This window comes from Roseibium sp. (assembly GCF_048260565.1).
In the GTDB taxonomy this organism is placed as follows: Bacteria; Pseudomonadota; Alphaproteobacteria; order Rhizobiales; family Stappiaceae; genus Roseibium.
Genome location: NZ_JBLXGP010000006.1, coordinates 184,586 through 208,106, shown reverse-complemented (window position 1 = coordinate 208,106; position 23,521 = coordinate 184,586). Strand labels below are relative to the sequence as shown.

At 61.6% G+C, this 23,521-nt stretch carries 24 protein-coding genes; 6 read left to right on the top strand and 18 right to left on the bottom strand.

Annotated features, from left to right (window positions below; translation table 11 throughout):
• Window positions 1–16 precede the first annotated feature (16 nt).
• The 15 genes from ACN0SO_RS15225 to dnaK form a co-directional block, all read right to left on the bottom strand.
• A complete protein-coding gene (locus ACN0SO_RS15225) occupies window positions 17–1,147 on the bottom strand; it encodes a transporter associated domain-containing protein (protein WP_417679173.1) in 1,131 nt (376 codons plus the stop codon).
• 29 nt (window positions 1,148–1,176) lie between these two features.
• Window positions 1,177–1,713 carry an rRNA maturation RNase YbeY gene (gene ybeY / locus ACN0SO_RS15220; RefSeq protein ID WP_417679171.1) on the bottom strand — a complete coding sequence of 179 codons (537 nt, stop codon included), beginning with the start codon at window positions 1,711–1,713 and terminating at the stop codon, window positions 1,177–1,179.
• Complete coding sequence (locus tag ACN0SO_RS15215) at window positions 1,710–2,729, bottom strand: PhoH family protein (RefSeq protein ID WP_417679169.1); 1,020 nt, start codon at window positions 2,727–2,729, stop codon at window positions 1,710–1,712. The genes ybeY and ACN0SO_RS15215 overlap by 4 nt, the downstream gene beginning before the upstream one ends.
• 55 nt (window positions 2,730–2,784) lie before the next feature.
• Window positions 2,785–4,254 carry a tRNA (N6-isopentenyl adenosine(37)-C2)-methylthiotransferase MiaB gene (gene miaB, locus ACN0SO_RS15210; RefSeq protein WP_417679167.1) on the bottom strand — a complete coding sequence of 490 codons (1,470 nt, stop codon included), beginning with the start codon at window positions 4,252–4,254 and terminating at the stop codon, window positions 2,785–2,787.
• Between the two features lie 95 nt (window positions 4,255–4,349).
• Entirely contained in the window at window positions 4,350–5,216 is an 867-nt protein-coding gene (locus ACN0SO_RS15205; RefSeq protein WP_417679164.1) for a lysophospholipid acyltransferase family protein, read from the bottom strand.
• A gap of 36 nt (window positions 5,217–5,252) precedes the next feature.
• The gene (locus ACN0SO_RS15200) at window positions 5,253–5,741 is read right to left on the bottom strand and encodes a GNAT family N-acetyltransferase (RefSeq protein ID WP_417679162.1); all 489 of its coding nucleotides are present in this window, start codon (window positions 5,739–5,741) and stop codon (window positions 5,253–5,255) included.
• Complete coding sequence (tsaB, locus tag ACN0SO_RS15195; protein ID WP_417679160.1) at window positions 5,738–6,418, bottom strand: tRNA (adenosine(37)-N6)-threonylcarbamoyltransferase complex dimerization subunit type 1 TsaB; 681 nt, start codon at window positions 6,416–6,418, stop codon at window positions 5,738–5,740. The genes ACN0SO_RS15200 and tsaB overlap by 4 nt, the downstream gene beginning before the upstream one ends.
• 161 nt (window positions 6,419–6,579) lie before the next feature.
• Complete coding sequence (locus ACN0SO_RS15190; RefSeq protein WP_346893550.1) at window positions 6,580–7,137, bottom strand: NifU family protein; 558 nt, start codon at window positions 7,135–7,137, stop codon at window positions 6,580–6,582.
• Window positions 7,138–7,326: 189 nt separating this feature from the next.
• Entirely contained in the window at window positions 7,327–7,821 is a 495-nt protein-coding gene (locus tag ACN0SO_RS15185) for a universal stress protein (protein ID WP_417679158.1), read from the bottom strand.
• A gap of 124 nt (window positions 7,822–7,945) precedes the next feature.
• Window positions 7,946–9,250 (bottom strand): ATP-dependent protease ATPase subunit HslU, encoded by a 1,305-nt coding sequence (gene hslU, locus ACN0SO_RS15180; protein WP_417679156.1) that lies wholly within the window; start codon window positions 9,248–9,250, stop codon window positions 7,946–7,948.
• Between the two features lie 90 nt (window positions 9,251–9,340).
• Entirely contained in the window at window positions 9,341–9,901 is a 561-nt protein-coding gene (gene hslV / locus ACN0SO_RS15175; protein WP_417679154.1) for an ATP-dependent protease subunit HslV, read from the bottom strand.
• A gap of 127 nt (window positions 9,902–10,028) precedes the next feature.
• Entirely contained in the window at window positions 10,029–10,625 is a 597-nt protein-coding gene (locus ACN0SO_RS15170; RefSeq protein WP_417679152.1) for an NADPH-dependent FMN reductase, read from the bottom strand.
• A gap of 123 nt (window positions 10,626–10,748) precedes the next feature.
• Complete coding sequence (locus ACN0SO_RS15165) at window positions 10,749–11,396, bottom strand: class I SAM-dependent methyltransferase (RefSeq protein WP_417679150.1); 648 nt, start codon at window positions 11,394–11,396, stop codon at window positions 10,749–10,751.
• An 84-nt stretch (window positions 11,397–11,480) separates the two neighbouring features.
• The gene (gene dnaJ / locus ACN0SO_RS15160; RefSeq protein WP_417679148.1) at window positions 11,481–12,611 is read right to left on the bottom strand and encodes a molecular chaperone DnaJ; all 1,131 of its coding nucleotides are present in this window, start codon (window positions 12,609–12,611) and stop codon (window positions 11,481–11,483) included.
• Between the two features lie 158 nt (window positions 12,612–12,769).
• Entirely contained in the window at window positions 12,770–14,695 is a 1,926-nt protein-coding gene (dnaK, locus tag ACN0SO_RS15155; RefSeq protein WP_417679146.1) for a molecular chaperone DnaK, read from the bottom strand.
• 252 nt (window positions 14,696–14,947) lie between these two features.
• Between dnaK and ACN0SO_RS15150 the strand changes: the two genes are divergently transcribed.
• On the top strand, window positions 14,948–15,568 hold the full coding sequence (locus ACN0SO_RS15150; RefSeq protein ID WP_417679144.1) for an alpha-ketoglutarate-dependent dioxygenase AlkB family protein: 621 nt from the start codon (window positions 14,948–14,950) through the stop codon (window positions 15,566–15,568).
• 99 nt (window positions 15,569–15,667) lie between these two features.
• On the opposite strand, the gene ACN0SO_RS15145 is transcribed toward ACN0SO_RS15150, so the two are convergent.
• The 3 genes from ACN0SO_RS15145 to ubiE all read right to left on the bottom strand — a co-directional run bounded on the left by ACN0SO_RS15145 (window position 15,668) and on the right by ubiE (window position 18,378).
• Entirely contained in the window at window positions 15,668–15,904 is a 237-nt protein-coding gene (locus ACN0SO_RS15145; protein WP_417679369.1) for an SEC-C metal-binding domain-containing protein, read from the bottom strand.
• A gap of 89 nt (window positions 15,905–15,993) precedes the next feature.
• Window positions 15,994–17,574: a 2-polyprenylphenol 6-hydroxylase gene (gene ubiB / locus ACN0SO_RS15140; RefSeq protein ID WP_417679142.1), complete on the bottom strand. Its 1,581-nt coding sequence runs from the start codon at window positions 17,572–17,574 to the stop codon at window positions 15,994–15,996.
• Window positions 17,575–17,577: 3 nt separating this feature from the next.
• Window positions 17,578–18,378, bottom strand: coding sequence for a bifunctional demethylmenaquinone methyltransferase/2-methoxy-6-polyprenyl-1,4-benzoquinol methylase UbiE (ubiE, locus tag ACN0SO_RS15135; RefSeq protein WP_417679367.1), 801 nt, complete (start codon window positions 18,376–18,378; stop codon window positions 17,578–17,580).
• A 199-nt stretch (window positions 18,379–18,577) separates the two neighbouring features.
• Here ubiE and mutM point away from each other — a divergent pair, with 199 nt between their 5' ends.
• The 5 genes from mutM to dnaA all read left to right on the top strand — a co-directional run bounded on the left by mutM (window position 18,578) and on the right by dnaA (window position 23,494).
• On the top strand, window positions 18,578–19,468 hold the full coding sequence (gene mutM, locus ACN0SO_RS15130; RefSeq protein ID WP_417679140.1) for a bifunctional DNA-formamidopyrimidine glycosylase/DNA-(apurinic or apyrimidinic site) lyase: 891 nt from the start codon (window positions 18,578–18,580) through the stop codon (window positions 19,466–19,468).
• An 89-nt stretch (window positions 19,469–19,557) separates the two neighbouring features.
• Window positions 19,558–20,331 (top strand): enoyl-CoA hydratase, encoded by a 774-nt coding sequence (locus ACN0SO_RS15125; protein WP_417679138.1) that lies wholly within the window; start codon window positions 19,558–19,560, stop codon window positions 20,329–20,331.
• A 178-nt stretch (window positions 20,332–20,509) separates the two neighbouring features.
• Window positions 20,510–20,776, top strand: a complete 267-nt coding sequence (gene rpsT, locus ACN0SO_RS15120) for a 30S ribosomal protein S20 (protein WP_417679136.1) — start codon at window positions 20,510–20,512, stop codon at window positions 20,774–20,776.
• Between the two features lie 647 nt (window positions 20,777–21,423).
• Window positions 21,424–21,864 carry a rhodanese-like domain-containing protein gene (locus tag ACN0SO_RS15115; RefSeq protein ID WP_417679134.1) on the top strand — a complete coding sequence of 147 codons (441 nt, stop codon included), beginning with the start codon at window positions 21,424–21,426 and terminating at the stop codon, window positions 21,862–21,864.
• 157 nt (window positions 21,865–22,021) lie between these two features.
• On the top strand, window positions 22,022–23,494 hold the full coding sequence (dnaA, locus tag ACN0SO_RS15110) for a chromosomal replication initiator protein DnaA (RefSeq protein WP_417679132.1): 1,473 nt from the start codon (window positions 22,022–22,024) through the stop codon (window positions 23,492–23,494).
• The last annotated feature ends 27 nt before the right edge of the window (window positions 23,495–23,521 follow it).

Below are 23,521 nucleotides of genomic sequence, written 5' to 3'. Positions count from 1 at the left end.
GTCCGGGAATTGGCGTTTATTGGTCTGCCGGCGATTGTCCGGAACTTGCCGGGGCCTCGGATTTCTTCACGCGTCTGCGCTGTTCCGGCAGCCTGCCATCGGGTTTGCGGCGGCGAATGCGCAGGCGTTTGATCCGGCGCGGGTCCGCATCCAGCACTTCGAACTCGTAGCCGGGGAGCCCGGGAGCGGCCAGGAGCTCGCCGCGCACCGGCACGCGTCCGATGGAGACGAACAGCAGCCCGCCGAGCGTATCGACGTCTTCGGAAATCTCGCCGGTCGCGAATTGGGTGCCCAAAGTCTGATCGAGATCCTCCAGCGGAAGCCGCGGATCTGCGATCCAGCCGCCATCCCCGGTTTCCGCCAGCATGGCTTCCTCGTCCTCGTCGTGCTCGTCCTCGATATCGCCGACGACTTCCTCGACGAGATCCTCCAGCGAGACCAAACCATCGGTTCCGCCATATTCATCGATGACGAGCGCCATCTGGATCCGGTCCGCCTGCATCTTCGCCATCAGATCCGTGGCGGGCATGGAAGGCGGAACGAAAAGAAGTTCACGAACAAGGCCGGCTTCCTTCAACGATCCGGACAGATCGACACGGGACAGATCCAGTTCCCGGAGATTATGGCCGCGCGGCGGGGTCTCCTCACCGTCCTCGCCTGAGGTGTCCGGCTTGTCATCACTGACGGAAGCGCGCGCGGCGATGAAGGCCATGAGATCCTTGATGTGGATCATGCCGCGCGGATCGTCGAGGGTTTCCTCATAGACCGGCATGCGCGAGTGACTGCTTTCCTCAAACAGCTCCATCACACGGCTGAGACTGGAGCTGCTCTCGACCGCATCGATGTCCGCCCGCGGGATCATCACGTCGTCGACGCGCAGTTCTCTCAGGCGCAGGATATTGCCGAGCAGCATCCGCTCTTCCGGAGAAAAGGCCGTATCGCCGCTGCCTTCGCGGGCAAGTTCGTCTTCGAGGTTTTCCCTCAGGCTACCGGTCGCCCGGCGCATGCCGAACATCCGTCTGAGGGTATTCCAGATGGCCGCCGCCTTCGGCGGCCCGCTCTGTTGCGGGTCTTCGGCGTCCTGCTTTGCCGCGCCTTCGAATGGCGCGGAGGAGGTTTCGGGACTTCGGGCGTCTGAAGCAGTCATGTCGTCAATCTAGGCTCACTGGGCCTGGCTTAATTCTCATCGGCAAGCAACGGCCTGTCCTGATAGGGATCGGCGATATCCAGCCTTGCAAGGATTGTCCTTTCAAGCTGCTCCATCGCCTCGGCCTCGTCTTCTTCCTGATGATCATAATCGAAAAGATGAAGTATTCCGTGAACAATCAGATGGGTAAGGTGATCGGCAAATTCAATTCCCAATTCGTCCGCTTCGCGGTGAACGGTTTCGCTTGCCAGAACGATGTCACCGAGCATCGGTCCGTAGATCTCACCTTCCGGATCGCTTCCCGGAAAAGAAAGCACATTGGTCGGCTTGTCCTTTTCTCGCCAGCGCCGATTCAATACCCGGATCGACGCATCGTCGGTGAACAGAAGAGACACCTCGGATCCGGGCGATGCCTGTAAATGCCCCGCACGCAGGGCGCAACCGATGGCACGGGCGCACAGGTCTTCAAGCGCCGGTTCGTCCGGCCAGTCGCCGGCCTCGACACTGAGATCGATCTGAAAGCCTTCCGGCAGAGCCATTTCCAGGCCCGCCGCCTCTCCCGTCATTGCGCCGCTTCCGTCTCGCCGGACCGGCGACGCTCGCGTTCCTGCAGCACCTCGCGCGAAGCATTGTCGTACGCCGTCACGATCCGGGCGACGAGTTCATGCCGGACCACGTCGGCTTCCGTAAAGCGGACATGGGCCACGCCTTCGACATCCGTCAGCAAAGACAGAGCCTCGCGCAGGCCGGACATCTGCCCGGGGGGCAAATCGACCTGGCTCGGATCGCCGGTGACAATCATTTTCGATCCTTCCCCCAAGCGGGTCAGGAACATCTTCATCTGCATCGACGTGGTATTCTGCGCCTCATCGAGCAGGACCACGGCATTGGAGAGCGTCCGGCCGCGCATGAAGGCGAGCGGCGCGACCTCGATCATGCCCGACTGCAGGCCCCGGTCGACCTTTTCCGGTGGCATCATTTCGTAAAGCGCGTCGTAGAGCGGACGCAGATAGGGATCGACCTTTTCCTTCATGTCGCCGGGCAGGAAGCCCAGGCGCTCGCCCGCTTCCACGGCGGGACGGGACAGGATCAGGCGCGCGGCATCGCCGCGCTCGATCAGGGCCGCCGCGTAGGCAACGGCCAGAAACGTCTTGCCCGTGCCGGCAGGTCCCGTGCCGAAGACAAGATCAGCGCGGTCCATGGACCGGATATAGGCATCCTGGGTCGGCGTGCGGGCGACGATCGTCTTGCGGCGGGTGGAAATCTGCGCGAAGGCGAGACGGGACTTCGGCTCCAGGGTCGGCAGCGGCAATTGCGCTTCTGCGGCAGCCGCCATGCGCAGCGCGCCGTCGACATCTCCGGGATGAACCTCATGGCCCTGCTGCAGACGCTGATACAGCGCCTCGAGGGCGGTGCGCGCCTGGGCACAGCCCGCGTGGCTTCCCTTCAGGGTGACCTGATTGCCGCGCGCAACCGCATCGACACCGAGCCGTTGTTCGATCAGAGCAAGGTTCTGGTCGAACTGGCCGAAGAGATCACCGATAAGCCTGTTGTCTTCGAACGCGAGAACGATATGCGTCATGTCGGATGCCGGAACCGCTGATGTGTCCGAACCCTTGCGAGCCGTTACTTGGCTGTCACGCGTCAAATGCCGCCTCCTTGATGGCGCCTGGACGGTTTGATCCGCTTTCATCTTGCCTTTCAATCAGCCGTCCGAACAGCGAATTGGCACCGATCTCGATGATTTCCACCGCTTGTATGCTGCCGATCAGATTTTCCGGCGCGTCAAGCTGAACCGCCTGCAGCCAGGGCGACTTGCCGACCAGCTGGCCAGGGTTGCGACCCTTGCGCTCCAAAAGCACGTCGCAGGTCATGCCGAGCCGCGAGGCGTTAAAGGCTTTTTGCTGCGCGCTGACCAGATCCTGAAGGGCGGCAAGCCGAGCGCTCTTGACGTCTTCGGGCACCTGATCGTCCATGGTCGCACCAGGGGTTCCCGGCCGCGAACTGTATTTGAACGAAAAGGCGGACCCGTAATCGACCCGCCGGATCAGGTCCATTGTGTCCTCGAAGTCCTGGTCCGTTTCTCCCGGGAAGCCGACGATGAAATCACCGGACAGGGCGATATCGGGCGCGGCCTCGCGGATCCGGTCGATCAGGCGGAAATAGTCGTCGCGGGTGTGGCGGCGGTTCATCGCCTTCAGAATCCGGTCGGAACCGGACTGAACCGGCAGATGCAGATAGGGCATCAGGGCCTTCAGGTCCCGATGCGCCGCGATCAGTTCATCGTCCATGTCGCGCGGATGGCTGGTCGTGTAGCGCAGCCGGTCGAGACCGTCGATCTCCGCCAGCCGGCGCAGCAGCCGGCCCAGACCCCAGGCCTTCCCATCGGCGCCTTCGCCATGCCACGCATTGACGTTCTGGCCCAGAAGGGTGATTTCGCGGACGCCGTTTGCTGCCATTTGCTCCGCCTCGGTGACGATCTGTTCGACCGAACGGGACACCTCGGCACCGCGGGTGTAAGGGACGACACAGAACGTGCAGAACTTGTCACAGCCTTCCTGCACGGTCAGGAACGCCGCCGGCGGACGTTTCTTCACCGGCGCGGCGGCCTGTTCCGACAGATGCGCGAACTTCGCGTCGATATCGAATTCGGTTTCGACGATCTTTTCGCCGGCACCGGCCTTCGCCAGAAGGCCCGGCAGGCGGTGATAGCTCTGCGGGCCGATCACCAGATCGACAATGGGCGCGCGGCGGGCGATTTCCTCGCCTTCCGCCTGAGCGACACAGCCGGCGACGCCGACCATCATGTCTTTACCCTGACGGGCGCGTTCTTCCTTGACCTTCCGGATGCGGCCGAGCTCGGAATAGACCTTTTCGGCAGCCTTTTCCCGGATGTGGCAGGTGTTCAGGATCACCAGATCGGCCTCTTCCAGATCCTCGGTCGCCTGAAAGCCTTCCGGTGCCAGCACGTCGGTCATGCGGTCGCTGTCATAGACGTTCATCTGGCAGCCGTAGGTCCGCACGAAGACCTTCCGCTTCCGATTGGAGCCGGTCTCTTCCCGGGCCGGGGCTTCAACGATTTCAACTTCCGGACGGCTGGGCCGCATAGTTCACACTCTCTGAGATCTTCGGTAGATGGTTAGCGGCCGATCGGACCTCAAGGTCCCCTATGCACGCATTTTCCGGCGCAAGTTCGGCGCCCTCATTGTTCTGCGCCTGCTTTAGCCGGTTTTTCCCCGCTTGAGAATAGGGAAGCGGCCGGGTTTTCGGCAGAATCTTGCCGCCGTTCGCCTGCACCGGTCAGTGATGCGACGGTCATGGCCCTGACGGCCGCCTCCAGATCCCGGGTCAGCGCCTTGCGGTCAGTCGTTGCGTCCACCTCGACCGGCTCGCCCCAGGTCACCACCACATCAAGCGCGCCTTCGGTGAAGACGCCCCAGAGATGACCGGCAAGTTCCATGTCGCCGTACCAGGCGACATGGGGCCGGAACTGGCGGCCCATCGGCAGTCCGTGGAGGCTCCTGTAGGCGACCGACAGGGGCTGGACCCAGACCTTGCCGTCGTCGCCGAGCGCCCGGGTCGCCGCCCCGAGCAGGGCGGAGCGGAACGGCAGCACCGAATTGCCGTCGTTCGAGGTCCCTTCGGCGAAAAGCACCATGGCGTCGCCCTCGGCCATACGCTGTGCGATTTCATCCGCGGTCCGGCCGGTTTCAGTCCGCCGGGTGCGGTTGACGAACACTGTGCGCTGCAGCTTCGCAAACAAGCCGAACACCGGCCAACCGGAGACTTCCGACTTGGCAATAAAGGACAGCGGAATCAGGGAACCGACGACCGTAATATCCACCCAGGAGGCATGGTTCGCCGTGATCAGCAGCGGACGGTCGCCGGTCGGCTTTCCTTCCTGATGAATGCGGATACCGACCAGGCGGGTTGCGATCACATGCCAGAGATGCGGCAGCTTGCGCTGAACGGGATGGCCGGCCTTCATCGCCAGCCACTGCAGCGGGATCAGGACAAGGGAGACGACCGTCAAAGCAAGGATCGTAAGGACTGCCTTAATCTGGGCCATTGCTCCTGCCTCGATCATCGGTCATGTGGCAAGCGATTAGCGAAGATCCACGCGCATGACAAGCGCGGTGCCATCCCCATCGCCGGAACGATAATAGCCCTTGCGCTCGCCGACCTGGCGAAAACCGAGGGCCTTGTAAAGCTGAAGGGCCGGCTCGTTGGCCGCGTCGACTTCCAGAAACAGGCTGGCGCAACGGTCACCGTAGAGACGAAACATGCCCTCCTTCATCAGTTTCCGGGCAACCCCGCGGCCGCGATACCGCGGATCGACTGCAATGGTAATCACCTCCGCCTCATCGGCAGCCTGGCGCAGGATCAGAAATCCGAGCGGATTGCGCGTGCCATAGGGACTTGCCCGGCGGGCGACGCTCACCGAGACGCCCGGCTGCGCCTTCAGGCGCGCCAGTTCCTCCGCATCCCAGTCATGGGCAAAGGACTTCGCATGGATTTCTGCGAGCTTCGGCAGATCTTCATCCAGCGCATCCTCAACGACAGGCGGTGCCGTCCGGAACCACCAGAAACTCATTGCCTTTCAATCCTTCCCGACTTCGGCGGCGAGGCCTCGGGCGGCCGCAGGTAAAGCGGTACGGGGGCCGCCTGTTTCGGATCGGCCGCAATTCCAAGCCGTGCGACATCCCTGATATCCGGATAGCCGCATTCCGACAAGATCCGCTCCTCGCCGTATCCCGCCGCTTCCGCTACCGCACGGGCCGCTGAACCGGCAAAGGTCACATCGGCAGGCAGGCTGTCCTTCAGGTCGGTCAGGGTGCGTACGGCAGGCTCGCCGGCAGGCTCACCTTGGGCATCGAACGTCTGGCAATAGACTTCCTCGCCTTTTCCCGTCAGCGCCACCAGGATGGTGGACCCCGCCTTGGGATCGTTTGCCGCAGCGCAGGCAAGGGCCGCAAGCGTGGTCACGCCGACGACCGGCTTTCCGAGAACGAGGCCGAAGCCGCGGGCGACGGACAGGCCGACACGCAATCCGGTGAAACTTCCCGGCCCGGTCGTGACCACCACCCGGTCGAGATCGGTGAAGGCTGTCGAGGATTCCGCCATGACCTCACTGATCATGTCCATCAGTTTTTCCGCGTGCCCCCGGCCGATTTCTTCGCTTCTGACCTCCAGACACGGGGTCGCGGCGCTGTCATCGCAGACGGCAGCGGCACAATTGGCAAGGGCGGTATCGATGGCAAGAACGCGCATGGTCCGTTTCCATTACCCTTGTCCTTGCCACCCGTCCACCCGCGCTTTGGACTTAGCCCGAAGGTCGGGCTTGTAAGCGCGAAAACGGGCCTGAGACAGCACAAACACGAAAAGGCCCGGCGAAGCACCGGGCCCAACCTCTTCAAGCGAAAGAGACTTTCCTAAATCGGGCGGACTTCCTGCACTTCCGGCACGAAATGCTTCAGAAGATTCTGGATACCGTGCTGGAGGGTCGCGGTGGAAGACGGGCAACCGGCGCAGGCGCCGCGCATGGACAGATAAACCACGCCCTGCTTGAAGCCCTTGAAGGTGATGTCGCCACCATCCTGCGCCACGGCCGGACGCACCCGGGTTTCCAGCAGGTCCTTGATGACGTTCACGGTGTCTTCGTCAGTCTGCTCGAAGAATTCGCCATCTTCCAGGTCTTCGGCCTGACCGGTCGCCATTACCGGCTGGCCGGACATGAACTGTTCCATGATCGCCCCGAGGATGGCGGGCTTCATGTGCTGCCAGTCCGTATCGTCCTTGGTGACGGTGATGAAATCGTGGCCGAAAAAGATCGCGACCACGCCGGGAACCTGGAACAGCTTTTCCGCAAGCGGAGAAGCGGCCGCGTCGGCGGACGAGCGGAAGTCGTAGGTCCCTTCCGGCAGGACGACCCGCCCGGGCAGGAATTTCAGGGTTGCCGGATTCGGCGTTGCTTCCGTCTGAATAAACATATCGTGTCCTTGCGGCGATACCGCCGCGCCTGTCCTGTTGGCTTCCGTCTGCTTATCGCAAGATACGTAAAAATACGATGATCAGTTCTAACCCAGACGGACGCACTTTGGAATGATTAAAATGTAGATATACCCGTGACGAAAAATATCAACCCCGCCGGTGCGAACCTTTTACCTGTCCGGACGGCGTCATGCCAGCGCCGCGATCGAATCGTCATCCAGGTTTCCAGGCACGATCGTCACAGGGATCGGGAAGTTGCCGGCCGACTTTCCGGCGATGGACGACACCAGGGGCCCGGGTCCTTCCGAACTCGTCCCGGCCGCCAGCACGAGGATGGCGATATCCGTATCGGACTCGATCAGTTCCAGAACCGCTTCGGCCTTGTTGCCCTCCCGGATGACGGTCTCCGGTTCGGTCTTCGCGACGGAGCGAACCCGCTCCGCCGCCTTGGCAAGTGTCGCCTCGGCCTCTTCCGTGGCCTCCGCGCGCATGATGTCCTCAACACCGAGCCAGTGCTGGAAGTCGCCGGGGGCGACCACGAACAAAAGCGTCACGATCCCGCTCGTCCGCGCCGCCCGTTTGGCGGCATAGACGATCGCGCGGTCACATTCCGGCGTATCGTCGACCACCACCAGAAACTTCCGGCGGTGACCTTCCTCGTTGCTCTTTCTGATCGCTACCATGCGCGCATGCTGCCATCCGCCGCGCCCGCCTGCAAGCAGGACGAGAGGGTCATGAACAGTCCCGCGCCTGTGACATGGCGCAGCACCTGTCGGAATGAACTGTGCGAGATCTTTTCGGCGATGCCTAGAGAATGAATTTCGACAAATCGACGTTCTTCGCCAGTTCGCCGATGTTCTCCCGGACATAGTCCGCCGTGATCTCGACGGTTTCGCCGCCGCGGTCGGGCGCCGTAAACGAGATTTCGTCCAGGATCCGCTCCATCACCGTCTGCAGCCGGCGCGCCCCGATGTTCTCAATGGACGCGTTGAGGTCGACGGCAACCGAGGCGATCTCGTCAATGGCCTCCTCGGTGAAGGACAGGTTGAGGTTTTCCGTCTGCATCAGCGCGACATACTGCTTGATGAGACTTGCCTCGGGCTCGGTCAGGATGGCGCGGAAGTCTTCCTTGGTGAGAGCCCTGAGCTCGACCCGGATCGGCAACCGGCCCTGCAGTTCCGGCAGCAGGTCGGAGGGCTTTGCCACATGGAAGGCACCTGAGGCGATGAAGAGAATGTGGTCGGTCTTTACCGGTCCGTGTTTGGTGGAAACCACCGTTCCCTCGATCAGCGGCAGCAGGTCGCGCTGCACGCCCTCGCGGGAAACGTCGGCACCGGCACGGCCTTCGCGCGCACAGATCTTGTCGATTTCATCGAGGAAGACGATACCGGAATTTTCCACCAGCGACACGGCTTCCTGGATGATCTTGTCCTCGTCGAGCAGCTTGTCGGATTCCTCGTTGATCAGGAATTCGTAAGACTCGCTCACCGTCGTCCGCTTGGTCTTGGTTTGACCGCCAAAGGCCTTGCCGAGCAGATCGGACACGTTCATCACGCCGACGCTCGCGCCCGGCATGCCCGGCAGATCGAAGCTCGGCATCTGCGGCTGTGCCCGAACCTCGATCTCGATTTCCTTTTCGTCCATCTCGCCGTCGCGCAGTTTCTTGCGGAAGCTTTCCCGGGTCGCCGGGCTGGCACTGGCTCCGACCAGTGCATCAAGGACCCGTTCCTCGGCCAGGAGATGCGCCTTGGCCTTCACCGCTTCGCGCTTTTCGGTGCGCACCAGGGCGATTCCGGCTTCCACCAGGTCGCGGACGATCTGTTCTACATCCCGGCCGACATAGCCGACCTCGGTGAATTTCGTCGCCTCGACCTTCGCAAACGGCGCATTGGCGAGCTTTGCCAGCCGGCGGGAGATTTCCGTCTTGCCGACGCCGGTCGGGCCGATCATCAGGATGTTCTTCGGCAGAACCTCTTCACGCATTTGGCCTTCAAGCTGCTGGCGACGCCAGCGGTTGCGTAGCGCGATCGCCACGGCACGCTTGGCATCTTTCTGGCCGACAATGTAGCGGTCCAGTTCCGAAACGATCTCGCGGGGTGAAAAGTCTGTCATGTCTTTACCATCAAATAGGGAATGTCAGTTGTGCCGGTCGTAATACGCCCGGGAGCAATGACGGAAACGTCTTAGCCCCGGCAGGCGCTGTCAGGTCTCGCTGTCCAGGGATTCAACAAGCACATTGGAATTCGTGTAGACGCAAATGTCGGCGGCGATCGCCATCGCCTTGCGCGCCACCGCGTCCGCGTCATGATCGCTGTCCATAAGGGCTCGGGCCGCCGCAAGGGCATAGTTGCCACCGGAACCGATGCCCATGACGCCCCCTTCCGGCTCCAGAACATCGCCGGTGCCGGTCAGCACCAGCGACACCTGCTTGTCGGCAACCAGCATCATGGCTTCCAGACGGCGCAGGTACCGGTCGGTGCGCCAGTCCTTGGCCAGTTCGACGCAGGCGCGCATGAGCTGACCCGGGTATTGTTCCAGCTTTGCTTCCAGCCGTTCGAACAAGGTGAAGGCATCCGCCGTCGCCCCGGCAAAACCGGCGATCACCTCGCCCTTGGCAAGGGGACGGACCTTTCGGGCGGTGTTCTTGATCACGGTCTGGCCGAGCGAAACCTGCCCGTCACCGGCAATCACGACCTTGCCTCCCTTGCGGATCATCAGGATCGTGGTGCCATGCCAGGTCGCGGGTTCGCGGCTATCGCTCATTTTATCCTCATCAGGGCTGGGACCGGCCAAGGTCCGGTCGGACCGACCGCCTTAAAATCTGTCGTCGAGACCTAGGGTCAGAACCTATGTAGTCCGGCCGTCTTCCGATTCCAAGTTAACGGGAACCTTACGAGGACATCTGGGACATCTGGAACCGGGTCTGGCGCAACAGGGATTTAACCAGGGTTTCGAGTTGGCCTGCCGCACGATCGTCGGTGAGCTCCCCCTTGGCGTCGAACCCCTGGGCCGCCCGTGCGACGACGACCATCTGCGGCAGCACCATTGCCCCCAGCCCGACTTCCAGGATCGTGCGCATTCCGATCAGCCCGCGCATGCCGCCGAAGGCCCCCGGCGATGCAGCCCCGATCGCGAAGACCGGCGACCTGAAAGCCGCCATGGGTTTCTCGCCCGGATCCTTGAGACGGCTGACCCAATCGATGCTGTTCTTCAAAAGCGGCGTAACGCCGGCGTTGTATTCCGGACTGGCGATGAAGACGCCATCGCTTTCCTGCATCAAGCGCTTCAGTTTGCGCGCGTTTTGCGGCACGCCCTCCTGCGTCTCCAGATCGGCGTCATAGATCGGCATCGGATAGTCCTTGAGCGAGATACGCGTCACTTCCGCATCCGCCAGAGCCAGATGCTTGCCGACCAGGGCGGCCAGTTTCGAATTGTGAGACCCGGCGCGGGCCGAGCCGGAGAACGTCAGGATCCGGGGTTGGCGCATGTCATTTCCTTTGAAAGCAGCCTCAATTGCAGGGCTCCTTCACAATATGGAAGGGAAATCCGGTTGGTGAAGCCCGAGTGCGCTACGGCGCCAGTCCCTGAGCCGCGTGCCCTGCCGCCAGTGTCAGTGGATCCTGCGATAGACCCAGACCCTCGCCGGAGGAAGGTTCTTCCAGATCCATTCCGACGGGGTCAAGCTGATGGTGCCGCAGGAGGGCCGGACGGGCGGGAATATGCCGTAGGAAAACTGAATGAAGGGCGCTCCCGGCTTCAGAAGCGTCATGGCTTCCTCCAGGAGGGCAAGCCGGGCGGGTTCGGACCTGGTCAGCAGTGGCAGGGATGAGACGATCCCGTCGAGACCGGCTTTCAACCCGTCCGGGGCTACACCGAAATGAGCTTCGAGTTCTCCCTTCAGCGCATAGGCATCGCCCTGCAGGACATCCAGGCCCGGATAGCGGGAATTCAGAAGTTTGCAGAATTCGGAACTGTATTCGAGCGCCGTCAAATTCTTGTGGCTGACGCCCCGGTCGAAGATTGCCTTGGTGACAACACCGGTTCCAGGCCCAAGCTCGACATATCGGGCGCCTGGCACCACGTCGAGATAAGACGCCATCCGCGCAGCCAGTGCCGGCCCGGAGGGGGAAACCGCACCGGTCTTGAGGGGATTTTCGATCCAGGATTTCAGAAATCGGACTTCGTCGAGCGCTTTGGCCTTTAAGGCACGAACCTTTCGAACCTTCGTTTTCAGGGTATCAGAACCCAAATCGGACATTTGCGACAACGAAAGTTCCTCCGGCTCACAATGGCCAGCACTGTAAAATATTACATTGGGCCTATTTCAAGGCGATGACCGGTGTCATGCGCCCAGATTATCAATAAAGTCCTTGACCTTTGAGAAGAACCCGGCGGATTCCGGGTGGTTCTCGCCGGAGCTTTCCTGTTCGAATTCCGCCAGCAGTTCCCGCTGGCGCTTGGTCAGGTTGGTCGGCGTTTCGACCGTGACCTGAATATACATGTCACCATGCTGGCTGGAGCGCATGATCGGCATGCCCTTGCCGCGCAGACGGAACTGCTTGCCGGCCTGGGTGCCTTCGGGAACCTTCACGCGACTGGTCGAGCCGTCCACGGTAGGCACGTCGAACTGCCCGCCGAGCGTGGCCGTCGTCATGGAAATCGGTACACGGCAGTACAAGTCCGCCCCGTCGCGCTGGAACAGATCGTGAGGTTTCAGCGACAGGAAAATATAGAGATCGCCGGCCGGCCCGCCGCGCAGGCCCGCCTCGCCTTCGCCGGCAAGGCGAATGCGTGTGCCATCCTCGATCCCGGCCGGAATATTGACGGAAAGCGTCCGTTCCTGGGTCGTTCGTCCGGCACCGCCGCAATCGCTACAGGGATCGGAAATCACCTGGCCGCGCCCCTGACAGGAGGGACAGGTGCGTTCCAGCGTGAAGAAGCCTTGAGCGGCGCGGACCCGGCCGGCACCGCCGCAGGTCCGACAGGCGGTCGGACTGCTGCCCGGTTTTGCGCCGGAGCCCGAACAGGCTTCACAAGTCACGCTGGTGGGAACCTCGATTTCCACCGTCTTGCCGGAGAAGGCTTCTTCCAGAGTGATTTCGAGATTGTATCGCAGATCGGCGCCACGCTCGCGTCCGCTCGAACGCCGGCCACCGCCGCCCATGCCGAAGAATTCCTCGAAGATATCCGACATGGTGGAATGGAAGTCGGCGCCATGCCCGGCGCCGCCGCCGCCAAATCCGCCGTTTTCGAACGCGGCATGACCGAACCGGTCGTAGGCGGCCCGCTTCTGGCCATCCTTCAGCGTGTCATAGGCTTCGTTCACTTCCTTGAAGCTGGCTTCCGCGTCCGCATCGCCGGGATTGCGGTCGGGATGATATTTCATCGCCATCTTCCGATAGGCGCTTTTCAGCGCCTTTTCGTCCGCATCGCGCGAAACACCCAGAACTTCATAGAAATCGCGTTTGGCCATCAAGATAACTCAGTCTTGCCGTGCCTACGGCGGCTCGCTGTCATTCGTACATCCCTACAGCAATCCTTCGGCTGCGGGCTACAAATAGTTTCAAGGTTAGGAGAATAAACAAACGGCCTGCGGGCAAAGTCCTCCCGCAGACCGCAATTGTTTTCGACTTAGGCCGACTTCTGGTCTTTCTGGTCGTCGTCCTTGACTTCCTCGAAGTCCGCATCGACGACGTCCTCATCCTTGGCTGCCGCTTCTTCGCCGCCTTCGGCAGCGTCGGCACCTTCAGCCTGGGACGCCTGATACATGGCTTCGCCGAGCTTCATGGACACTTCGGCCAGAGCCTGGGTCTTGGCCTGGATATCCTCCAGAGCCTCGCCTTCGAGCGCGGTCTTCAAAGCGGCCAGAGCCTCTTCGATGGCGGACTTGTCGTCCGCGCTGACCTTGTCGCCATAGTCCTTCAGCGACTTCTCGGTGGAGTGGACCAGGGATTCGCCCTGGTTCTTGGCTTCCACCAGCTCCTTGCGCTTCTTGTCCTCATCCGCATGGGCTTCGGCGTCCTTGACCATCTGCTCGATGTCGGCGTCGCTCAGACCACCGGAGGCCTGGATGCGGATCTGCTGCTCCTTGCCGGTGCCCTTGTCCTTGGCGGACACGTTGACGATGCCGTTGGCGTCGATGTCGAAGGCAACCTCGATCTGCGGCACGCCACGCGGCGCCGGCGGCAGGCCGACCAGGTCGAACTGTCCGAGGACCTTGTTGTCCGCAGCCATTTCACGTTCACCCTGGAAGACGCGGATGGTCACGGCCGTCTGATTGTCTTCAGCGGTGGAGAACACCTGGCTCTTCTTGGTCGGGATCGTCGTGTTGCGGTCGATCAGGCGGGTGAAGACACCGCCGAGGGTTTCGATACCCAGCGACAGCGGGGTCACGTCGAGCAGCAGGACGTCCTTGACGTCACCCTGCAGAACACCGGCCTGGATGGCGGCGCCCATGGCGACCACTTCGTCCGGGTTCACGCCCTTGTGCGGCTCCTTGCCGAAGAAGGTCTGAACGGTTTCCTGGATCTTCGGCATGCGGGTCATGCCGCCGACGAGAACCACTTCGTCGATCTGACCGGCGGAAAGACCGGCGTCCTTCAGGGCTGCCTTGCACGGCTCGATGGTGCGCTTGACCAGTTCGTCGACCAGCGCCTCGAACTTGGCGCGGGTGAGCTTCAGGGTCAGGTGCTTCGGGCCGGAGGCATCCGCGGTGATGAACGGCAGGTTCACTTCCGTCTGGGTGGAGGAAGACAGTTCGATCTTGGCCTTTTCGGCAGCTTCCTTCAGGCGCTGCAGAGCGAGCTTGTCCTGCTTCAGGTCGATGCCCTGGTCCTTCTTGAATTCGGCCGCCAGGTAGTCGACGAGGACCATGTCGAAGTCTTCACCGCCGAGGAAGGTGTCGCCGTTGGTGGACTTCACCTCGAAGACGCCGTCGCCGATTTCGAGCACCGACACGTCGAAGGTGCCGCCGCCAAGGTCGTAAACGGCAATCGTCTTGCCGTCGTTCTTGTCAAGACCGTAGGCGAGCGCGGCTGCCGTCGGCTCGTTGATGATACGCAGGACTTCGAGGCCCGCGATCTTGCCGGCGTCCTTGGTGGCCTGACGCTGGGCGTCGTTGAAGTAGGCCGGAACGGTGATCACCGCCTGGGTTACCTTTTCGCCGAGGTAGGATTCGGCGGTTTCCTTCATCTTCTGGAGGATGAAGGCGGAAACCTGGGACGGGGAATACTTCTCGCCGCTGGCTTCGACCCACGCATCGCCATTGTCTGCCTTGACGATGTTGAAGGGAACCAGAGCCTTGTCCTTGTCGACGGTCGGGTCGTCATAACGACGGCCGATCAGGCGCTTGACTGCGAACAGCGTGTTGGTGGGGTTGGTGACCGCCTGGCGCTTGGCCGGCTGCCCGACGAGACGTTCGCCGTCGTCGGAAAAGGCCACCATCGAAGGCGTGGTACGCGCGCCTTCCGCATTCTCGATGACTTTTGCATTCTTGCCGTCCATGACGGCGACGCACGAGTTGGTCGTGCCGAGGTCGATACCAATGACCTTTGCCATAACTTGCCTCTCTTTCTAGCAAACCGAAAAGACCCGCTCAGGCATCCCTTCGGTTCCTTCTCACAAGATATCCGGAAGTTGTGTCCGGACGTCGCGCCGAGCGCGTTGATCGCTATATAGGTGGATGCACTTGCTGCTGCAAGACACCTGGGTGAAGCGTTTCGCTGTCAGCCATCCTAAATGACCGACAATTCTTCCAGGAACGTTACCAGCAGACAGATAAGGGTAAAAATCACAGGGAAACTTTCCGCAATGACCGTAAAACCAGTTCCGCCTGAAGGTTTCAGGCTGCTGCCCGGTACATTCGACAGGGTCCAGCAGGAAGCCCTTGTCACGCTGATCCGGCAGATTCTGGAAGATGCCCCGCTGTTCCAGCCGGTTATGCCCCGAACCGGAAAAGCGTTTTCCGTGCGCATGAGCAATTGCGGACCGCTCGGCTGGGTGTCCGATATCAACGGTTACCGCTATCAGTCAACGCACCCGGTCACGGGCAGGCCCTGGCCGGCGATGCCGGAGATGCTGACGGACCTGTGGCAGACCGTCGCGCCGGACAGCCCGCCGGCGGAAGCCTGCCTGATCAATTTCTACACTCCGGAAGCGAAGATGGGCCTGCACCAGGATCGCGACGAGGAGGCCTTCGATGCGCCGGTGGTCTCCGTTTCGCTTGGCGACACGGCCACCTTCCGCATCGGCGGCACCAGCCGCAAGGGCCCGACGACGTCGCTCCGGCTTGCTTCCGGCGACGTGGTGGTGCTGGGCGGCGAAGCGCGGCTTGCCTATCACGGGATCGACCGGATCCTGAAAGGCTCCTCGACACTGTTGCAGAACGGCGGACGGATCAATCTGACGCTGAGGCGGGTGACGAAGGGTTGACCGGCGACAAGGGACCGACAGCAGAAATCGGGCGGACGCCGCCAGCGCCCGCCTCCCTTCAGTCACGATCCCTAAAAGTAGTGGTCGCGGAGCGACCCGTCATATCTGCCCGATTTCAGGCAACAGCGCTTGAAATCTGCGTCCGGATCCGCAGGGACACAGATCTTTGCGGCCGAGTTTTTCGACAAGCTCGACATCGCCGTGGACAATTCGGGTGCCACGTTTCACGTGGGTTTCGGAAGGATAGGATTTCCGGCGCTTGCTCGTGACCTCAAAAGGAAACGAGGTGGTCGGGAGACTTGGGCGTACGCATGGTTGCCTCCTGTGTTTCTTCATCGACAACGCGGACGGGGTACCACGCCCCTTCCAGGGCGGCAATCCCGTTGCAACCGGGTTCACCTGGAGTACCGTCCAGCGTACGGACCCTAGAACGAGTGAACGACATAAACGACAATGGCGATCGCGATCACCCAGAGCGCGACCCGTCCGGAGCGGGTGTGGCGGGCCTCGGCCTTGCCGATGGCTTCCGCGGTGGCCTTGTCGAAGCGCAGGCCGTTGGCGGTCATGCTTTCCAGTTCTTCCGACATGCGCCCGACCCGGTCGGCGAAAATCGGCAGGTCGTTGGCGACCCGGCTCAGCGCGCCGAGGGCCGCACCCGCGTCGCGAAGCTTGCCGACGGGACCCAGGTTGTCCCTGATCCAGCCGCCGACCACGGGCTCGGCCGTCTTCCACATGTCCAGATGCGGGTCCAGCGTGCGCGCAACCCCCTCAACCACCACCATGGTCTTCTGCAGCATGATCAGCTGGGTCTGGGTGTGCATGTCGAACAGTTCGGTGACCTCGAACAGCTGGGTCAGAAGCCGCGCCATGGAAATCTCGCTGGCGTCGTGGCCGTGGATCGGTTCGCCGATCGCCCGGATGGCTTGGGCGAACATGTCGATATCCTGATTGGCCGGCACATAGCCCGCCTCGAAATGCACCTCCGCCACGCGGCGGTAGTTGCGGGTGATGAAGCCGAACAGGATTTCGGCCAGAACCCGGCGCTCGCGCACGCTGAGCCGGCCGGTGATACCGAAATCGACCGCAACCAGCGTGCCGTCCGGCTCCACAAAGAGATTGCCCTGGTGCATGTCGGCATGGAAGAAACCGTCGCGCAGGGTGTGGCGCAGGAAGCTCTGGATGACGGCGGCGCCCAGCGCCTCCATGTCGTGGCCGTCTTCCCTCAAGCCTTCGACATCCGACATCTTGCGTCCATCGATCCACTCCATGGTGAGCACACCCTTGGAGGTGCGGATCCAGTCGACGTCCGGCACCCGGAACCCGGGATCCTCGGCGGTGTTTTCCGACATTTCCGACAGACCGGCCGCTTCCAGGCGAAAGTCCATCTCCAGCGCGACGGATTGGGCCAGGGTGTCGACGATGGCGACCGGCCTGAGGCGTCTGGAGGGCGGATGGAACCGTTCCGCGGCACGGGCGACCAGATAAAAGCTGTCCAGGTCGCGCCGGAACCGGCGGGCGACGCCTGGGCGCAGAATCTTGACCGCGACCTTGCGCTCCGTGCCGTCCCTGTCGATTACCGTCGCCGGATGCACCTGAGCGATGGAGGCGGCCGCCACCGGCTCGCCGAAGTCGAGGAAGATCTCGTCAACCGGCTTGCCGAGCTGTTCGACGATTGCCGCCTCGGCTTCTTTTTGCGAGAAGGCCGGCAGACGGTCCTGCAGGGCGGAGAGTTCGCGCGCGGCCTCCTTGCCGACCACGTCGGCGCGGGTGGCCAGGAACTGGCCGAGTTTCACGTAAGAAGGGCCGAGGCGGTTGAGCGCATCCGACAGCCGCAGTTCCGCGCTCTTGTTGCGCACGGAGCGGCGCTCGAACAGCCGCGCGAAGCCGATCGCCAGGCGCGGACCGGACGGCAGGTCCGGCAGGTGCGCCAGCCCGAACACGCCCTCGCGCGCCATCACGTAGCCCGCCCGTGCGAGGCGGAGAAACGGCATCACCGCAAGCCCCATGGATCAGAGTTTCCAGCCGGAGTGAAGGGCCGCGATGCCGCCGGAGTAGTTGCGCCAGGTCACCTGCTCGAAACCGGCCTCGCGGATCATTTCGGCAAAACGGTCCTGATGGGGGAACTTGCGGATCGATTCCACCAGATAGCGATAGGGCTCCCCGTCTCCGGTCACCATCCGGCCCATGACCGGGATCGCATTGAAGGAAAAGGCGTCATAGACCTTGTCGAGCATGGGCACGTCGACATCGGAAAATTCCAGGCACAGGAACCGGCCGCCGCGCTTCAGCACCCGATAGGCTTCACGCAGCGCCTTCGGGATATCCGGCACGTTGCGAACGCCGAACGCGATCGTATAGGCATCGAAGCTCCTGTCGGGAAAAGGCAGCTCTTCCGCATTGCCTTGCGAGAACCGGATCAGGTCCGAAAGACCGGCCTTTTCCGCCCGGTCGCGGCCGACGGAGAGCATGGATTCATTGATGTCGCACACCACCGCCTTCACGGTCTCACCCGAACGGCGCACGACCCGGGTGGCAATGTCGCCGGTGCCGCCGGCCACATCGAGCAGCGTCCACGGCCGTGCACCCGATTTCGGCGGTGCGAGCGCGGACACCATCGCATCCTTCCAGACCCGGTGCATGCCGCCCGACATCAGATCGTTCATGAGATCGTAGCGCTCGGCCACCTTGTGAAAGACATCGTCGACGAGCGCCTGTTTTTCGCCTTCGCCGACTGTGGTGAACCCGAAGCTGGTCGGCATGTCTTCCGGAGAGCGGCTCGAAGTCCGCTGCCGTTGCTGGCCGTCCTGCATCATGTCTTTGTCTCCTGGGCTTTTCTCAAAGGCCTTGCCGGCCCGGCCGGCACGCCTTATCGCGGTGCCGAACGTCCGGCGCAATCCGATTTGCGGCGGAACATAGTACAAGCATCAGGCGAAGGCTATCATCCGCTTGCCGAAAGTGTCATATGCCGCAAACGCCTAGTCCTACCGGTTGAGGGAGCCCGTCCGATCCATGCCAGAATTGCCCGAGGTCGAAACCGTGCGCCGGGGTCTTGCCCCCACCCTGGAAGGCGCGCGGGTCGTCAGGCTCGACCAGAACCGGCCCGATCTCCGGTTTCCGTTTCCCGCCGGTTTCAAGGCACGGCTGGAGGGCCAGACGATCACGGCCCTCTCCCGCCGCTCCAAATATCTGCTGGCGGACCTCAGCAACGGCGACGTGCTGGTCATGCATCTGGGCATGTCCGGGTCGTTCCGGATCGAGGCGGCCGTCGAGCACACGCCCGGCGCCTTTGCCCTTGCCCGCTCGAAGGATCCCAAGCACGATCACGTCGTCTTCCATCTGCAGACGGCCAAAGGCGCAGACGCGCGTGTCATCTATAATGACCCGCGGCGGTTCGGTTTCATGACGCTCGTTCCGCGCCCGGAGCTGTCGTCCCATCCGCTGTTCGTGAACCTGGGCCTCGAGCCGCTCGGCAATGAACTGAACGGGGAGACCCTGTCCCGTCTGTTTGCCGGCAGGAAAACACCCCTGAAGGCGGCCTTGCTCAATCAGAAACTCATTGCGGGCCTCGGCAATATATATGTGTGCGAGGCGTTGTGGCGGACGGGCCTGAGCCCGACGCGCGAGGCCGGATCGATCGCGGGAAAGACCGGCAAGGCCACGGCGAAAACCTCCGCGCTTGCCGGGCATATCCGGGAAACCCTTCTGGAGGCGATCGAAGCGGGCGGTTCGTCCTTGCGCGATCACACCCAGGCGGACGGATCGCTCGGCTATTTCCAACATAATTTTGCGGCTTACGACCGGGAGGGCGAGCCCTGCCGAAAGGAAGGCTGCGCAGGCACGATCGCCCGGATCGTGCAATCCAATCGCTCGACCTTCTACTGCCCGAAGTGCCAACGATAGTCCAACTGCGTAGCCGCAACGGTGTTGCCAGCCGCAATGGGGTCGTTTACCCCTCTAGCCCATGGAGAACCTGAAAGGGGAAACGCCTGATGGGATATGAGAACATTCGCGTCGAAAAACGCGGCAGGGTCGGTCTGATTACCCTCGACCGTCCGAAGGCGCTGAACGCGCTGAATGCAGCCTTGATGAAGGAGGTCGCCACCGCGCTCGACGGGTTCGAGGAAGACGAACGCGTTGGCTGTGTCGTCCTGACCGGCTCGGAAAAGGCCTTCGCCGCCGGCGCAGACATCAAGGAAATGCAGCCGTTCGATTTCTCCCAGGCTTATCTGACCGATCTGATCACGCCCTGGGACCGGGTCGCGCGAAACCGCAAGCCGATCATCGCGGCCGTTGCCGGATATGCACTCGGCGGCGGCTGCGAACTCGCCATGATGTGCGACTTCATCCTTGCTGCCGACACGGCCAAGTTCGGCCAGCCTGAAATCACCCTGGGCGTCATGCCGGGCGCGGGCGGTACCCAGCGTCTGACCCGCTTTGTCGGCAAGTCCAAGGCCATGGAAATGTGCCTGACCGGCCGGATGATGAACGCGGAGGAAGCCGAACGCAGCGGGCTTGTCAGCCGCGTGGTTCCCGCCGACGAGCTTCTGGAGGAGGCCCTGAAGGTCGCCGAAAAAATCGCGGACTTCTCGATGCCGGTCGCCATGCTGACGAAGGAAAGCGTGAACCGGGCCTATGAAACCACGCTTGCGGAAGGCATTCGGTTCGAGCGCCGGGTTTTCCATGCAACCTTCGCCACGGAAGACCAGACCGAGGGCATGAATGCCTTCATAGAAAAGCGCACGCCGCAGTTCCGCAACAAATAATGCGGACTTCACGTGGCAAAGGCCATTGACTGAGGCCTGAGGCACGATTATAAGCAGCGCCCAACCGGTGGCGGGATCCCTGCCACCGTTGCTATTTGATCTGGGACCTCCTCGCCAATGGCCGGAAGTTCCGATTGTAACCGGACATTCGTTCCACTCACGGACCAGGATTGAGCCCATGGCCAACACACCCTCGGCCAAGAAGGCGGCCCGCAAGATTGCCCGCCAGACGGCCACGAACAAAGCTCGTCGCAGCCGCGTGCGGACTTATTTGCGCAAGGTCGAAGAAGCCATCGCTTCGGGAGACCAGGCAGCCGCAAGCGACGCCCTGAAAGCCGCTCAGCCGGAAATCATGCGCGCAGCCACCAAAGGCGTTCTTCACGCCAATACGGCATCCCGCAAGGTGTCCCGTCTGAACGCCCGCGTGAAGGCTCTCGGCGCCTGATAAACGCCGCAAAATTCGAGTTCAAAAAGACCCGGCCAATGTGCCGGGTTTTTTTAGCCGTGCAATTATATCAAGGCTGATACGGCTAAACACAATTGCAATATCAGGAGAATTTCCAACCCACCGCTGTGACACAATTTTTTGTTTAATTTCAAATAGTTACATGCATATGTGATTACCGCACCCCACATGGGCTGCAATTCATGCGAGTCAAGGGAAATCTGATTAAATTTTTTTCGCCCCCCCAATTTCACACTCTTTTATGAATACACACTCGGAAAAATCATTGAGACAGAACACTTTTGGGCCGTCGGGAAAATGAGGCCCCGGGGAAGTTACGTAGCGGAGCTTTCCAGGCGTTTATAAATTGTTAAACCGACGCTGTTGCCGACGAAGGACGGCCTGTATATGTTTAGAAAGTCGGGAGCGCAGACAACCGGCTAAGAGAACAAAAACTAATCTGTTTGGATAAGAAATGACCAAGTCAACCAACCAGAATCCAGAGCACAAGAAAACCCATCACCGAAATGAATACATTAGTAAATTTTCATTTCATGACCGCAAGGCTCTTTGAGCTTTAACCTCTCCAATTAAAAAACTTGAAATACATGACGTCAATGGCTTCGCCATTGATACAGGGGGCTGTCATGCAATTTTCAGATCAATACGCAGGCGACGTGGATTCTGCTCAGGCCTATGACCGGCTTTCGAGCAGTGAAAATACCGTCCTCATCGATGTGCGAACACGGGCCGAATGGAACTTCGTCGGCGTGCCGGACCTGAGCGCAATCGGGAAGGAAGTGCTGTTCGTCGAATGGCAGAGTTTTCCTCCCGCTGCACCGGTCACCGACTTCGCGTCCGGTTTGAGTGCGCTTCTGGCGCAACAGGGGTTTGATCAGGATTCCGAGCTCTATTTCCTGTGTCGCTCGGGCCAACGCAGCCAGTCTGCGGCCATTGCGCTGACGCAGGCAGGCTTCGGTAAGTGTTTTAACGTTTCCGGCGGTTTCGAAGGTCCTCTCGACCCGAAAAATCACCGAGGCACACAATCCGGCTGGAAAGCGGCTGGACTTCCTTGGGTACAGAGTTAAAAGGCCGCCAGCACGGCGGCAGAAGTCGGGTCTGAGTTCCGGACCCGTTATGCGTGAACCGTCCCGACAGGGACATAGAACAGCCGCGAATGCGGCATATTGGCGGAAAGGAAGAAAGACTGTGGCGGATCTTTCTTCATCTAGACAGGAGGCGGAAATGCAGGTTCAGGAGGCAAGTGGCTCTGAACATTGGAATCGCGTTAAAAAACGGCTTCGCGCGGAATTGGGCGATGATGTTTTTTCGAGCTGGTTCGCTCGTGTCGATCTGGAAGAACATAACGACGGCACGGTTCGCCTGTCGGTCCCGACCCGGTTTTTGAAGCAGTGGATCCAATCCCACTACAATGACCGTCTCATGGGACTGTGGCAGCGCGAGTGCGAGAATGTTCACCGGATCGAACTCACGGTGCGCGGCGCCATGAGGCCCCGGCAGAGCACCAGCCCGGCACCTACGGGCCTGGCAACGCCGAAGCGCCTCCCGGCGCAGATCGGTGACCGGCGCCTGGACGGATATGCCGAGGGCAATTCCGTCGCAGCCGCCCAGGCGGCAACGGCGGCTCTCGGTCGCGGCGAAACGGAAGCGGCTCGAGACGTCCTGCAAGGCGCCGCGCTCGATCCGAAATACACGTTCGAGACCTTTGTCGAAGGCGATTCCAACAGCCTCGCCCTGGCAGCGGCCCGTCAGGTCGCCTCCGGCGGCGCGGTGACGTTCAACCCGCTTTACCTGCATGCCTCCGTGGGCCTCGGCAAGACGCACCTGATGCAGGCCGTTGCCGCCAAGGCGCGCGCAGCGGGCCGCAAGGTGCTGTATCTGACCGCGGAACATTTTATGTATCGCTTCGTTTCCGCGCTCAAAGCCCAGTCGGCTCTGGCCTTCAAGGACACGTTGCGCAGCATCGACCTCCTTCTGATCGACGACATGCAGTTCCTGCACGGCAAACAGGTTCAGCAGGAATTCTGTCATACGCTTAATGCGCTCATCGACGGCGCGCGCCAGGTGATCGTTGCAGCGGACCGCGCGCCTTCCGAGCTTGATACGCTCGACGACCGGGTCCGCTCGCGCCTGTCGGGCGGTCTCGTGGTGGGCATCCAGGAGCCGGACTTCAGCCTGCGCCGGAACATCCTGACCGCACGCGTCGCGGCCTCAAAGCGCACCTATCCGAATTTCGAGGTGCCGGAAACCGTGTTGGACTATATCGCCAAGCATGTGGCGTCCTCCGGCCGGGACCTGGAAGGCGCCCTCAATCGCCTGGTCGCCCACAACCAGCTGACCAACCAGCCGATCACCCAGGAGATGGCGGAACTCACCCTGCGCGATCTGATCCGGTCCAGTGAGCCGCGCCGTGTCAAGATCGAGGACATCCAGCGGGTGGTCTCGAAGCATTACAACGTGACCAAAGCGGACCTCCTGTCCGCCCGCCGGACCCGCACCATCGTGCGGCCGCGCCAGATCGCCATGTACCTTTCAAAGGTCATGACGCCGCGCTCGCTTCCCGAGATCGGACGCCGATTCGGCAATCGCGACCACACAACGGTTTTGCACGCGGTTCGCAAGATCGAGGAACTCGCAAAAGGCGATTATGCGCTTGCCCAGGAGCTGGAGCTTCTGAAGCGCATGCTCGACGCATAAAAGCGGTCGAAATATCTCCAGAATCAG

What these genes read in the sequence shown, in the direction of transcription:
- ACN0SO_RS15190 (WP_346893550.1), bottom strand. Translation starts at nt 7,137, where the DNA reads ATGTTTATTCAGACGGAAGCAACGCCGAATCCGGCAACCCTGAAATTC.
- ACN0SO_RS15145 (WP_417679369.1), bottom strand. Translation starts at nt 15,904, where the DNA reads ATGAAGAAACACAGGAGGCAACCATGCGTACGCCCAAGTCTCCCGACC.
- ybeY (WP_417679171.1), bottom strand. Translation starts at nt 1,713, where the DNA reads ATGACGGGAGAGGCGGCGGGCCTGGAAATGGCTCTGCCGGAAGGCTTT.
- dnaA (WP_417679132.1), top strand. Translation starts at nt 22,022, where the DNA reads ATGCAGGTTCAGGAGGCAAGTGGCTCTGAACATTGGAATCGCGTTAAA.
- ACN0SO_RS15170 (WP_417679152.1), bottom strand. Translation starts at nt 10,625, where the DNA reads ATGCGCCAACCCCGGATCCTGACGTTCTCCGGCTCGGCCCGCGCCGGG.
- hslV (WP_417679154.1), bottom strand. Translation starts at nt 9,901, where the DNA reads ATGAGCGATAGCCGCGAACCCGCGACCTGGCATGGCACCACGATCCTG.
- ACN0SO_RS15185 (WP_417679158.1), bottom strand. Translation starts at nt 7,821, where the DNA reads ATGGTAGCGATCAGAAAGAGCAACGAGGAAGGTCACCGCCGGAAGTTT.
- ACN0SO_RS15150 (WP_417679144.1), top strand. Translation starts at nt 14,948, where the DNA reads ATGACCGTAAAACCAGTTCCGCCTGAAGGTTTCAGGCTGCTGCCCGGT.
- ACN0SO_RS15125 (WP_417679138.1), top strand. Translation starts at nt 19,558, where the DNA reads ATGGGATATGAGAACATTCGCGTCGAAAAACGCGGCAGGGTCGGTCTG.
- mutM (WP_417679140.1), top strand. Translation starts at nt 18,578, where the DNA reads ATGCCAGAATTGCCCGAGGTCGAAACCGTGCGCCGGGGTCTTGCCCCC.
- ACN0SO_RS15205 (WP_417679164.1), bottom strand. Translation starts at nt 5,216, where the DNA reads ATGGCCCAGATTAAGGCAGTCCTTACGATCCTTGCTTTGACGGTCGTC.
- ACN0SO_RS15165 (WP_417679150.1), bottom strand. Translation starts at nt 11,396, where the DNA reads ATGTCCGATTTGGGTTCTGATACCCTGAAAACGAAGGTTCGAAAGGTT.
- ACN0SO_RS15200 (WP_417679162.1), bottom strand. Translation starts at nt 5,741, where the DNA reads ATGAGTTTCTGGTGGTTCCGGACGGCACCGCCTGTCGTTGAGGATGCG.
- tsaB (WP_417679160.1), bottom strand. Translation starts at nt 6,418, where the DNA reads ATGCGCGTTCTTGCCATCGATACCGCCCTTGCCAATTGTGCCGCTGCC.
- ACN0SO_RS15215 (WP_417679169.1), bottom strand. Translation starts at nt 2,729, where the DNA reads ATGACGCATATCGTTCTCGCGTTCGAAGACAACAGGCTTATCGGTGAT.
- rpsT (WP_417679136.1), top strand. Translation starts at nt 20,510, where the DNA reads ATGGCCAACACACCCTCGGCCAAGAAGGCGGCCCGCAAGATTGCCCGC.
- ACN0SO_RS15115 (WP_417679134.1), top strand. Translation starts at nt 21,424, where the DNA reads ATGCAATTTTCAGATCAATACGCAGGCGACGTGGATTCTGCTCAGGCC.
- ACN0SO_RS15225 (WP_417679173.1), bottom strand. Translation starts at nt 1,147, where the DNA reads ATGACTGCTTCAGACGCCCGAAGTCCCGAAACCTCCTCCGCGCCATTC.
- hslU (WP_417679156.1), bottom strand. Translation starts at nt 9,250, where the DNA reads ATGACAGACTTTTCACCCCGCGAGATCGTTTCGGAACTGGACCGCTAC.
- dnaJ (WP_417679148.1), bottom strand. Translation starts at nt 12,611, where the DNA reads ATGGCCAAACGCGATTTCTATGAAGTTCTGGGTGTTTCGCGCGATGCG.
- dnaK (WP_417679146.1), bottom strand. Translation starts at nt 14,695, where the DNA reads ATGGCAAAGGTCATTGGTATCGACCTCGGCACGACCAACTCGTGCGTC.
- ubiE (WP_417679367.1), bottom strand. Translation starts at nt 18,378, where the DNA reads ATGCAGGACGGCCAGCAACGGCAGCGGACTTCGAGCCGCTCTCCGGAA.
- ubiB (WP_417679142.1), bottom strand. Translation starts at nt 17,574, where the DNA reads ATGGGGCTTGCGGTGATGCCGTTTCTCCGCCTCGCACGGGCGGGCTAC.
- miaB (WP_417679167.1), bottom strand. Translation starts at nt 4,254, where the DNA reads ATGCGGCCCAGCCGTCCGGAAGTTGAAATCGTTGAAGCCCCGGCCCGG.